Annotated in this window: 7 protein-coding genes; 3 read left to right on the top strand and 4 right to left on the bottom strand. The window is 43.1% G+C overall.

Going from position 1 to position 13,185, the window contains the following annotated elements; genetic code table 11:
* Positions 1–191 precede the first annotated feature (191 nt).
* Positions 192–2,639, top strand: coding sequence for an outer membrane beta-barrel family protein (locus MTO98_RS01110; protein WP_243484764.1), 2,448 nt, complete (start codon positions 192–194; stop codon positions 2,637–2,639).
* 138 nt (positions 2,640–2,777) lie between these two features.
* Here MTO98_RS01110 and MTO98_RS01105 read toward each other — a convergent pair whose 3' ends face one another.
* Complete coding sequence (locus MTO98_RS01105; RefSeq protein ID WP_243484762.1) at positions 2,778–5,285, bottom strand: M14 metallopeptidase family protein; 2,508 nt, start codon at positions 5,283–5,285, stop codon at positions 2,778–2,780.
* Positions 5,286–5,585: 300 nt separating this feature from the next.
* Between MTO98_RS01105 and recQ the strand changes: the two genes are divergently transcribed.
* On the top strand, positions 5,586–7,757 hold the full coding sequence (gene recQ, locus MTO98_RS01100) for a DNA helicase RecQ (protein ID WP_243484760.1): 2,172 nt from the start codon (positions 5,586–5,588) through the stop codon (positions 7,755–7,757).
* 365 nt (positions 7,758–8,122) lie between these two features.
* Positions 8,123–9,475: a UDP-N-acetylmuramoyl-tripeptide--D-alanyl-D-alanine ligase gene (murF, locus tag MTO98_RS01095; RefSeq protein WP_243484758.1), complete on the top strand. Its 1,353-nt coding sequence runs from the start codon at positions 8,123–8,125 to the stop codon at positions 9,473–9,475.
* Positions 9,476–9,569: 94 nt separating this feature from the next.
* On the opposite strand, the gene MTO98_RS01090 is transcribed toward murF, so the two are convergent.
* From MTO98_RS01090 to MTO98_RS01080, 3 genes are all read right to left on the bottom strand, one after another.
* Complete coding sequence (locus tag MTO98_RS01090; protein WP_243484756.1) at positions 9,570–11,954, bottom strand: ABC transporter permease; 2,385 nt, start codon at positions 11,952–11,954, stop codon at positions 9,570–9,572.
* Between the two features lie 158 nt (positions 11,955–12,112).
* The gene (locus tag MTO98_RS01085) at positions 12,113–12,388 is read right to left on the bottom strand and encodes a hypothetical protein (protein ID WP_243484754.1); all 276 of its coding nucleotides are present in this window, start codon (positions 12,386–12,388) and stop codon (positions 12,113–12,115) included.
* A 4-nt stretch (positions 12,389–12,392) separates the two neighbouring features.
* Complete coding sequence (locus MTO98_RS01080) at positions 12,393–13,184, bottom strand: SDR family oxidoreductase (RefSeq protein WP_243484752.1); 792 nt, start codon at positions 13,182–13,184, stop codon at positions 12,393–12,395.
* Position 13,185 lies beyond the last annotated feature (1 nt).

Genomic DNA, 13,185 nt, shown 5'->3' with positions numbered 1-13,185 from the left:
GGATTGTTTTGCCTGATTTTTAAATCAAAAAAAGGAACACTATGAAAACAACTGCCTATATCTCATAATTACTAAACATCCAGCACCGGAAAAACACGCCGGAAACTAAAAAACCTATATACAAATTTTAAAAAAGAGCCAATTCTTTTAATGGCTTTGTATTGCCCATACTTTCTAAAACAGTACACAAAATGAAAACTATCATAAACAACATATTTTATACACTGCTGCTTGTTGCTATCAGCTGTAGTGTATCTTTTGCACAGCAGGCTGCGCCTGCCACAAAAGTATCCGGGGCCTTACTCAACGAGCAGGGCAAGCCTCTTGATTACGCCACCGTAAGCCTTTTACGCGCATCTGACTCAACCGTAGTAAAGGGTGCGCTGAGCAACGATGCCGGGGTTTATGTTTTTACCAACATAAAAGCTGGTAATTATATAGTTAAAGCAACTGTGGTTGGTTATCAGAAAGCGGTAAGCAAAAGCTTCGTAGTTCCGGCAAACGCATCGCAGGTTACAGCTCCGGCTTTAAATATGCATGCTGGTAGTACCGAGTTAAAGGCCGTTACCATTACCGCTACAAAGCCGCTTATTGAGCGTAAGATAGACCGCACCGTGATGAACGTTGAAAACAGCGTACTGGCAGCCGGCAATACAGCTATGGAAATTTTAGAACGCGCCCCCGGCGTTACCGTTGATAAAGACGATAACATCAGCCTGAAAGGTAAGCAAGGAGTAACCGTCATGATCAACGATAAGTTAACCTATCTTACCGCCGCACAACTGGCTACCTTACTGCGCTCAACCGATGGCAACACCATTAAATCAATCGAGATCATTACCAACCCATCGGCAAAATATGATGCAGCGGGTAATTCGGGGATCATCAACATTAAACTGAAAAAGAATACACAGTCTGGAACCAATGGCAGCCTTACCGTAGGTGGTGCTAAAAGCCAGTACTGGCGCGATAACAGCAGCCTAAACCTTAACCACAAACAAGGCGGCCTCAATGTATTTACCTCATTAAGCAGGGGCGATAACAAACGCGGACATGATATTGGTATTAACCGGATCATTACCGATACGCTTGGCAATAAAACTTATTTCAACCAGAAATCAAACATGCCGAGCGTTAACCATTACAATAACTATCGTTTGGGTGCCGATTATGACCTTACCTCAAAACACACTATCGGCTTTGTGGTAAGTGGTTATTCAAATAGTGGTACAGACCTTAATGATAACAGAACCATCATAGGCAAACAATTTGGCGTAGCCGATTCATCTTTACATACTACGTCTGATATCAGGCAAACCTATAAAAACTTCGCCCTTAACCTTAACGACAGACTTAAGCTTGATACAAGCGGCCAGGAATTGAGCATTGATCTGGATTATTCCAAATTCAAGAACAACTCAAACGCCATGTATAATACCGATTATTTTTTGCCTGATGGCAGCGTACAGCACGCTCCGCAGATGTTACGTAATCAAACACCATCAACAATAAGTATCTACACCGGTAAAGCTGATTATGCCAAACCGCTTACCAAAACCATCAAACTGGAAGCCGGTGTAAAATTCAGCAGCGTTAAAACCGATAATGATCTGCAAGCACAGATCTTCGACAATGGGGCCTATAAAAACGATACCAGCCGTACCAACCGCTTTATTTACAGCGAAAAAATCAACGCCGGCTACTTGAACCTGAACAAGCAGTTCAAGAAGTTTTCGGTACAATTGGGTTTACGTGCCGAGCAAACCCGGTCGACAGGTAACCTGATTGGCAGCACTCCGGTTAAGAGGAGCTATTTAAACCTGTTCCCAAGCGTATTCATTAACCAAACCCTTAATGATAAAAATGAAGTAAGCTTTTCGTACAGCCGCCGTATCGACCGTCCGGGCTATGACGACCTGAACCCCTTCATTTACTATCTTGATCCATACACCTATTCACAAGGTAATGCGTTCCTGAACCCGCAATACACTCAAAACTTTGAGTTTAACTATACCTATAATAAAACCATTAACGTAAGCCTTGGCTACAGTCACACTACTGATGCTATCACCGAGCTGATATTAACCGAAGGCAAGCGCTCGTTTGAAACACACCAGAACCTGCAAACCCAAACCGGTTATAACATTAATATCAACACCCCGTTCACCATTACCAAATGGTGGGAAGGCAATGTTAATGCAACAGCATTTTACCTGGGCTTTAAATCTGACACCCTTGCCGGGCAGAAATTTAACGACGGCCAATGGGCTTTCCAGGGGCGTACAACACAAACATTCAAATATGCAGGCTACCGCTTTGAAGTAACGGGCGATTATCAATCGGCATTAACTTACGGTATTTACAAGATCAGGCCACGTTACTCGGTAGATATGGGTGTCAGCAAATCATTCATGAATAAAAAATTCAACATTAAAGCTTCGTGCGATGATATCTTCAACATTCGCCGTAATGATTTAAGCAGCCAGGTGGTTAACAATAACTTCACCATTAAACAAAAGAATGATACCCGCGTGATGCGCCTCACTTTCACCTATAATTTCGGTAACAACTCCATCAAAATGCGCGAGCACCGCAGTGGAGCCGACGATGAAAAAGGCAGGGTGAAGGGGAATAATTAGCCTTTGCCCCCCAGCCCCCTAAAGGGGGAGCTTTTGATTAGCATATTCTTAATAAATACAAAAGGCAGATTCTCCAAAATGGGAACCTGCCTTTTCATTATAAGCGATGTAGCTGCTCCCCCTAAAGGGGGCTGGGGGTTACTGCCCCACCATAAACACAGCATTGCTGAACAGCAGCTTGCCGTTTTCCCAAAAACTGCGGAACAGCGGATCATCAACCATGTATACTACCGAGCCGCGGCCCATTGGCTGTACGCCAAGCAGCAGGCCGTTACTGATTTTCTTCTTTGATTCCTGGCCGACAAAACCTGATACATAACCATCCTTTTTTATTGTACCAACGTTCCAGCCATCATCGCCCGAAAAAAGGTCATAGACATCCTCGTTCAGCTTTAATGAATAGTAGTAATCGGGCAAACCGAAACCAAGCGGATGGGTATTATCAAGATTTAGTTTATAAATAGCACCCGGAATAGATTCACTAATGGCCAAACGGTCGCGATCTCCATATAGCTTAACTGTTTTATCTTTCTCCTTTTCTTTATCCTTATCTTCCTTTTTCTCTTCCTTCCTTTTGATCAGGAACCCTTTTTTATCAACCAGCAATGAAACAGCATTATCTACCGCTATCAGTTTACCGCCATCGCGGATCCAGCTCTGCAATTTCTCTGAAGGAAAATCGTCATAACGGCCATCCGGGCAAATCACCACATCGAACTCGCCTAATTTTACGCGGCCCAGGTCCTGATATTTTACTAAAGTAACAGGATATCCAATCTGCGCCTCAAACAAGTGCCAAACTTCACCCATTGCCTCAGAATTAACCCCATCTCCGGCTAAAAGTAAAACCTTAGGCTGGTGGATAACCCGTACAGCATCCGATCCAAAATCCGATCCTTTATCAACAAACCCGGTTGCAAGTGCGGTGATCTCCTGGTTAAGCGATGCCGCTGTTTGCGTAACCACCTGGTCAAAATCGGCATTATCATTTCCGGCACGTGTTATGATCAGCGATCCGGCAGTAAATTGTTTTCCACCTACATCAAAGGACTTTTCGGCATACCGAACCTTGATCTTCTTTTTAAGCAGGGCAGCCAAAAACTTCACATCATTAACAGATTGCCATGCCGATACATAAGCATAAGCATGCGTATTTACCAATGGCTTAGGTGCGGTTATACTCCACTCGGTACTGGCAGGCTTAAATGATTCTTTTAAACCGTAAGCCTTTAAACCATATGCATATGGAAGCGACCATGCCGTAATATCATAAGTGTTTGAATCGGGAATAAAAGTTTTTGGCTCCAGCAGCACGTGCAGCAATACCGCTTTAGGCTGATAGGCATTAATAACCAAATCATTGGCACCTACATTATATTGTTCTGTTTTTTGGGTTATATAGTTAAACCCCGTAACTGCTTTATTAGCTAAACCAAAACCATATTGAATGCCGTTGCGGCCAAGCATTTTTGCCAGTGCATTTATTTTACCATTATTATCATTTTTAATAACGTAAGTTTTGTATTCGCCCGGAGGGTTGGTTCGGCAGTTATCAAAAAACTTTTTGTACTCATCCAAAAGCTTTTGAGTATTTAACGCCGCAATTTCAAGTGTACTTAAACTTGTTGAGTGGTGGTGCGCCACGCGCTGCACCAAAGTAAGTGTATCCCCGGCACGGGTAACCACAGCCAAACCTGCACTGATACCGCCTTGCTCGTAGGTCATGCCAATGGAGCCGTTATATAAAGGATAAGTATCGCCGTACGAAGGGTACAACAGGTCAAACTCATATTTGGTAAAATACATCCAGCCATTTTGATCAAAATATTTGGCGTTGTTTTTACCAATAGTAACCTGAAACTGACGCTGCCATTGAGTAATATCTTTATGGTATGGCTCGGCAGCGGGAGCAAAGTAGTAAGGGGCATTATATCCCTGTTCATGATAATCAACATGTACCTGTGGCAGCCATTGATTGTACAGGCCTACACGCGCCTGCGTTTCTTTTTGCTGCTGCCAGGCCCAGTCGCGGTTAAGGTCAAAATAAAAATGATTTACCCTGCCGCCCGGCCATGGTTCAATATGCTCACGTGAAGCCGGGTTGGCATCTGGTGCCGATCCCACTACCGAGTTATAAAAATTCACATAACGGTCGCGCCCGTCGGGGTTTAAACATGGGTCGATAACAACTACCATATTTTTGAGCCAGGCTTTGGTGGCAGTGTTTTCCGGATCAACCAGGTCAAACAAAGTCCACATGGAAGCTTCGCTTGATGCGGGCTCGTTACCATGTACATTATAACTTAACCAGGTAACAACCGGCATGGCAGTACTGCTGCCGCCGCTTTCAATTCCGGCCAGTTTAAGGTTATTATGACGGATCTCTTCCAGCCGACCGATGTTTTCGTCGGATGCAATAAACATCGCCAGCAGAGGCCTGCCTTCATTAGTAGTACCAAACTGTTGCAGCTTTACATTTTTTGATGCCGATGCCACATATCTAAAATATTCAACAATACGACTATGTGGCGTAAAATGCTCTCCCAGTTTATAACCCAGAAACTCCTTCGGCGATTGGATCTTTTGCGCAAAGGCCGGACAAAAAAAGCTTATTAATACCAGGAATAGTAAATGTCTTTTTAACATATGATATATAATAATGTATAGGAGAAAAGAGATAAGCTAATATGCATAAAAATATTGGCAGATATACAAATGTGCAAATTTCAGATGTGCAGATTATTTGAATGTGCAAATTCCGGATGTGCAGATATACAAATGATTGAAAAATGATTTGTTGTTATTTATAGCGATGCTACGTATTTTAAAATTTGTAAATCAGCAATCTGCACATGTATAATTTAAAATCTGCACATCTGGAACCTGCACATTTCCATCTGAAATCTGCACATTTGCATATCTGCACATTTGAAGCTATCTACAAACATGACACCTATCCAGGCCCTGCAAAAATACTTTGGTTATAATGCCTTCAGGCATGAGCAGGAGGCTATTATTCAAAATATACTCAAAGGGCAGGATGTGATGGCGCTGATGCCTACCGGTGGCGGCAAATCATTATGTTACCAGTTGCCTGCCGTTTTGTTAGATGGTTTAACTATAGTGATATCGCCGCTTATTGCGCTGATGAAAGACCAGGTAGATAGCCTCAACGTAAACGGTATCCCGGCGGCTTTTCTCAATTCATCCTTAAACCCCGAAGAAACGAGGATACTGGTAAACAGACTTAGAAATAACGAGATCAAATTACTTTACCTCGCCCCCGAACGTCTGTTCAGCGCAGAAAGCAAAGAAAATAAGGATAACAAGCTCATCCCCTTTTTGAAAACGCTGAACGTTGCGCAGATAGCTATCGACGAAGCACATTGCATCTCGTCATGGGGGCATGATTTCAGGCCCGAATATTTAATGCTTGCCGGCCTTAAGGAAGAATTTCCATCGGTGCCGGTTATCGCACTTACGGCAACGGCCGATAAGCTGACGCAAAAAGATATTCTTGAAAAGCTTAACCTTAAATCCCCGGCAACATTTGTATCCTCATTTAACAGGGCAAATATCACCTACCGGGTATCACCCAAAAAGAACAGCTTTAAACAGCTCATCGCATTTTTAAATGAGCATAAGGATGAATCGGGTATTATTTATTGCCTTTCCCGCAAATCAACCGAAGCTTTAGCCGAAGATTTAAAGAATGAAGGTTTTGCTGCCGAGGCTTACCATGCCGGTTTAAGCAACGAAATAAAAGCCCGGAACCAGGAAGCTTTTCTACGCGATGACATCAAGATCATTGTGGCCACCATTGCTTTTGGTATGGGCATCAACAAATCAAACGTGCGTTATGTTGTACATGTCGATCTGCCTAAAAACATAGAAGGCTATTACCAGGAAACAGGCAGGGCCGGCCGCGATGGACTTCCATCTGAGGCTTTGCTGCTTTACTCGCCGGGCGATGCCATGAAACTACAGGGTTTTGCCAAAGTAGAAGGCAACGAGCAGCAAAGCCGCATCATGCTCAACAAGCTTAACGATATGGTGAAATATTGCCAGCTGCTTTCCTGCCGCAGGCAATACCTGATGAAATACTTCGATGAGGATTTTCCGGCAAAATGTGGTTCATGCGATGTTTGCCTTACCGAGTACAAACGCTTTGATGGCACACTGATAGCCCAAAAGGCACTTTCGGCAGTTGCCCGGTTAAATGAGCGCTTCGGAGCTAACTACGTAATAGATTTTTTGCGGGGATCAAAAAGCGACAAGATCCGCGAGGAACATAAACAGTTAAAAACCTACGGCATTGGTGCCGATATCAGCAAGGCCGACTGGCAGCACCACATCCGCGAGCTGGTAACCATGGGCTACCTGCAAACCGCGGGCGATGAATACCCGGTTTTAAAACTTACCGCGCAAAGTGCTGATGTATTAAAGGGCGGGCAAAAGGTTGAGTTTATTGAGATAGAAAAAGTAGAAGAAGTACATCACGAAGAAACTTTGCCATACGAAATACCGTTATTTAACCGCCTTAGAGAGGTTAGGAGGGGCATAGCAGAAGGAGAAAACGTACCAGCTTACGTCATCGTGTCTGATGCTACTTTACAGGAAATGGCAACATATCTTCCTCAAAGCCTTGATGAACTACGTTTGATATCGGGTTTTGGCGATATTAAACTGGCGCGTTACGGTCGCGAACTGCTTGAACCGGTTAAGATCTATTGCACCGAAAAAGGCCTCGGTTCAAAAATAAAGCAGAAATCACCCAAGCGTGAGCGCAAAGCAAAATCGCCGGCACAAGCCAAATCAACTTCGCGAAACAGTGATACTAAAGCCGAAACGTTTAACCTTTATCGTTCCGGAAAAACCATTGCCGAAATAGCTGCTGAACGTGGTTTCACTACATCTACCATAGAAACACACCTGAGTTATTATGTACAAAACGGCGATCTGGATATAACCGAAATAGTGCCGCAACAAAAGATAGCGGCTATTTCTGATGCGGTTGAAAGTTATGGAGCAGAAAAGCTGTCACCACTAAAAGAGGTTTTAGGCGAAGATTATAGCTACGGCGAGATCAGGGCTGTGATAGACTGGATGAAGAGGTAGGTATAATTTTTGTTAATTTGAATTAGCCCCATGTCATTGCGAGGAGCGAGGTGGAAAAAGCCAGGGTGCGACGCGGCAATCGCATGCTATACAGAGCGGCTATACTGCCGTGCGAACCGGGAAGGATGATTTTTGTTACAGCTAAAATATTGTGATTGACCAATAAGTCAAACGGCCTTGTGCGATTCCCTCTTGAGAGGGGTGGAGGGGTGTGTTTCTGCTTTGATAAGCTAATCGCATAACACACCCCTGCTTCCACACATACCACCGCGCCCCCTCTCGAGAGGGGATTTAAAATGTTCAATCACAAACTTATTTAAATGATATATTTTTGAATTTAACTTTTGATTTACGTTTGTAACCATATGATTACTACAACCGAACTGTACGATATATACACCAAACATCCCGTAATCAGTACCGATACCCGGAAGATAACACCGGGTAGTCTGTTCTTTGCCCTTAAAGGCGATAAGTTTGATGCCAACACCTTTGCCCAAAAAGCTGTGGAGGCAGGCGCAGCTTATGTGGTGATTGATAATCCAGCGTATCAACTGGGTGGCCAGTATTTATTGGTTGATGACGTGCTAACTACCTTACAGGACCTGGCGCGTCATCATCGCCGTCAGCTTGATATTCCGGTTATCGGCCTTACAGGCACTAATGGTAAAACAACTACCAAAGAGTTGATCAACGCCGTATTAGCGCAGCACTTTAAAACCCAGGCTACGCAAGGCAATTTAAATAACCACATTGGCGTACCACTTACTATATTAACTATTGACGCCGGTCACGAGGTTGCAGTTATTGAAATGGGGGCCAACCATCAAAAAGAAATTGAGCTGCTTTGCAGTATCGCTCAGCCATCGCACGGGCTGATTACCAATGTTGGGAAAGCACACCTGGAAGGTTTTGGCGGCGTTGAAGGTGTGAAGAAAGGGAAAGGGGAGTTGTATGATTACTTTGCCCCCCAGCCCCCTAAAGGGGGAGCAGGAAAAGCCGGTGGTGTTGTTTTTGTAAATAGTGATGATACTGTTTTAATGGAGATGGCAGCTGCCCGCCGTTTAACTCATGTGGAATATTATGGTACCGATGCTATCGACAACCTGATAAGCGGTGAACTGCTTGAAAACTCGCCTCTGCTTACTTTAGAATGGGTCAACAACAAAACCGGCGATAGCTATAAAGTAAAGACGCAGTTAACCGGTACTTATAACTTGCCTAACATTTTGGTGGCTATTTGTATTGGTACCTATCTCGGCTTATCTGCTAACGAAATAAACGCAGGGATTGAGGGTTATCAGCCTAAAAACAACCGTTCGCAAATTGTGCAAACCGCCACCAACACGCTTATTTGCGATTACTACAACGCAAACCCAAGCAGCATGTTTGTAGCTATTGAAAACGTAGGCAAAATTGAAGCAAAAAGGAAAGTGCTTATTTTGGGCGATATGTTTGAAATGGGCCCCGAAGCCGCCGTTGAACATGCAGCAGTGATTAAAAAAGCGTTGGATACCCCGGTTGATGAAAGGATCTTCATCGGCAAGGATTTTTTAAGTCAACAATCTGAAGCCGGAAGCCAGGACCAAACAACTACTTTTTATGAAACCGCTGAAGACGCTATTGCTGCCTTAAAAGCGCAACCTATAAGTAATTCAACTATCCTTATTAAAGGCTCGAGGGGTATGGCTTTAGAGCGGTTGGTGGAGTTGTTTTAGGACTGGTTACCTAAAAAGCAATTGAAGACTTACGAAGTTTTGAAAACTTCGTAAGTCTGGATGATACGATTTATCAGGAGATGGAACATTTAAGTTAGTCCCTTTTTAAACTATCAACCGGGTTAGCCAGTGCCGCTTTAACCGATTGAACGCTGATAGTCACAAACGCTATAAGTATCGCAATGGCGGCAGCTAATAAAAAGGTTATCCAGCTTATACCAACGCGATAGGCAAATGCATCCAGCCAGTGGCTCATAGCAAGCCAGGCTATCGGGAAGGCCACAATAATGGCAATTATTACCAGTTTTATAAAGTCTTTGGCCAGCAGGGTTACAACATTGGTAACAGTGGCCCCCAAAACCTTACGTACTCCAATTTCGCGGGTACGCACCTGCGCCGTAAAGGCCGCCAGCCCAAACAAACCAAGGCAGGAGATGAAAATTGCTATTCCGGCAAAGTAGTTAAACAAAGTTCCCTCGCGTTGCTCGCCCTGGTAAAGCTTATTGAATATCTCATCCAAAAAAGTATAACCAAACGGAAACAGGCCGTTGTATTGTTTAAACTGTGCTTCGGCAGCTGCTATGGCTTTGGGAGCGCCGTTGCCCGTAGTTTTAATATAGATGGAAGCATAGGTATCAGGCGCATAGAAAAACACCACCGGACCTATCTTTTCACGCATACTTGCAAAATGAAAATCTTTAACCACACCTATAATAGTACCCTCGGTTTTACGCAGCCTGAAGCGTTTGCCTATCGGATCTTTCATTCCTAATTCTTTAATCGCAGCTTCGTTCAGGATATAATGTGCCGAATCGCTCACCGAGCCGTCAAAGCTATGACCTGCAGCCATCTTCATCTTAAAAAAGGAAATAAAATCCTTGTCGATCCCCTGCGGGTGTACAATAAAAGTTTGGCCGTTAGCTTTGCCATCCCAATCAGTATCGCCCGAAATATTGCCATTACTAACAACATTACCGGTTGACCGTGTTACCGCCTCAACACCCGGCTGTTTCAGCAGCTCGGCTTTAACAGCATCATAATGATCTTTCATATCGCGCATCCAAAAGCCAAACACATGGCTCTTATCATACCCTAAATTTTTCGAGCGAATGTAATTTAACTGCGCAGTGATAACTATAGTACCAATGATCAACACCACCGAAAAGGTAAATTGAACCACTACCAGTATCTTACGGAAAAGCACATCGCCAATACCATTTGATATCTTGCCCTTAAGTGCTTTTAATGGTTCGAAAGATGATAGCAACAACGCAGGATAAATACTTGATAGCAAAAGGGTAGCAGCTATGGTACCGGCAATAACAAGCCAGATATGGTAATCCGAAAGATTAAACACCAGTTGCTTACCTGCAATTTCATTAAATACAGGCATGACATTGTAAATTAACAACACTGCCAAAACCGATGCAAGGATAAATAACAAGGCTGTTTCAATCACAAACTGCATAAACAACTGTGTTTTTGCGGCACCGATGATCTTGCGCATGCTGATTTCCTTGGCGCGCAGCATAGCCCGTGCTGTTGAAAGGTTAACATAGTTGATACAGGCAATAACCAGTATTACTAAAGCTATAACAATAAAGATGTGTACGGTACTGATTCCCCGGTCGGTACCGTCGGCATTGTAAAGGTGCATTTTAGTAACAGGCAGCACAAGGTAATCGGCATCGGTATCTTCAGGTTTCCGTTTTAAGTGAATATTATTCAAGTCGGCAGATAATTTCTTTAACGAAGTGCCGGGTTTTAGCTGCAAATAGGTTTCGTATGAGTAATTACCAAAATCATGGTTAAGATCATCTTTATAATTAGTCAGCATGTATCTAACATGAAAACTCATAGGCATGATCATATCATAGTTGATGCTTGAGTTAAGCGGAAAGTCATTAATAACACCCGATACCGTAAAGTTTTCCTTATTATCAGCAACAATAACTTTTCCTAAAGCTTCGGTATTTCCAAAATATTTTTTTGCCGTTCTTTTGGTGATCACTACCGAATTATCGCTTGTAAAAGGCCTGGCATTGTTACCTTCAATCAGCGGAAAATCAAAAACGGTAAAAAGTGATGGATCGGCAAAACCAACCGCCTGCTCATTAAAAACCTTGTCCTGGTATTTAAACAAAGAGAAAAACCAGTTATTAGTTATGCGTACCTGATTTTGTACAGCGGGCAATTCCTGTTTGGCCAGCGGCCCCATTGGAGCAACTGTAACCTGCCAAATCTGCTTGCTGGCCCCGGTACCTCCAAATAACTCAACCCGGTAAATATTGGAAGCATTTTTATGAAAGCTATCAAAGCTACATTCATCCTGTACCCAAAGCAGGATCAGGATACCTATGGCAAGCCCCACGCTTAGCCCGGCAATATTGATCACCGAATAAAATTTATTGCGGATGAGGTTGCGCCAGGCAGTTTTAATATAGTTCTTAAGCATAATAATATCAACTTTATCAGGCATTATGATAATCAAAATAATGCCAACATTATAAATTACTATATATCAAAAGCTTACACAAAGCCGCCATGCAATACCGTACGGATACGGACAGCCGTGTGTTCATTTATGTAACGGTAAAAAAGTTGAAAGTTTGATTGGCTTAGTGGGGCAGCAGGTGATCACCCTTCAAAAACAGGAGTTATCATATTATGGTTCGCCAGGATCCGCATCAGCATGTCAACCGAAAAATCGCGGGTAATATCAATACTGATAAAATCCCTTTCGCCATTTTTTATCTCGCAGGCATCGCGGTCAAAATACAATACCAAGCCGCGCATACTACCCGAAATAATAACGATCTGCTCATTATTGATGAGCTTAAAGCTATTTCGTGTACGCTTAAAAAAGCTGCATAAACTTTTAACGTGCCGATAGGTAAGTAAAGAAATGATCATACTGTCAGCTTTTTATAATGGTTGCCAGGCGTTGCCTTATAATAATATCCTTAATACCTGCAGGCAGCAAACTATTCAACAAAACAAGTATCCTGTTTATCATGCCCGGGATAATTTCTTTTTTTCCTTTCAACAAACCGTCAACCGCTATCCGTGCTACGTGACCGGGCTCCATAATGGTTGCTTTTGATATCCCCCTGAGTTTATTATTCATTACCAGCAGCTCGGGTTTAGTATTAATACCCCCCGGGCTAAGCAAACTGATCTTCACGTTTGATCCATGAAGCTCCAGCTGTAAACATTTGGTAAAATACCTTATAAATGATTTAGTTGCGCCATAAACTTGTTTTTTAGGCACCACAAACAAGCCACCCAAACTGCCTACATTCAATATGTATGAAGTAACGTTATTATCGGCCTGGGCCAGGAATAACCGTGTAAGCAATACAGGAGTAATCACGTTCAATTCAATTTGCTTTTTGTAAAAACCAATGTTAAGGTCCTCAAACCACGACCAGTTGCCTAAACCCGCATTGTTAATAAGCAGATGCGCCGTAATTTGCTCTTCACTAAGGTAATTAAAAATTGCGGGGTAGCTTTCGGCAAGAGTTAAATCAATTTCGAGATAATTTACTTTAACCTCAAAGTTTTTGCGGATAAAAGAAGCCAGTTCAGGTAATCCCGATGCCGGTAACGAAACCAATACCAGGTTTATATGGCGCGATGCCAGTTCAATAGCAAATGATTTGCCCAGACCCTCGCTGGCCCCGGTTATAATTGCGGTTTGATTTGTCATA

This window comes from Mucilaginibacter sp. SMC90 (assembly GCF_022811725.1).
Classification (GTDB): Bacteria; Bacteroidota; Bacteroidia; order Sphingobacteriales; family Sphingobacteriaceae; genus Mucilaginibacter.
The sequence above is the reverse complement of the archived record's forward strand: the minus strand, read 5'-3'. Positions and strand labels throughout refer to the sequence as shown.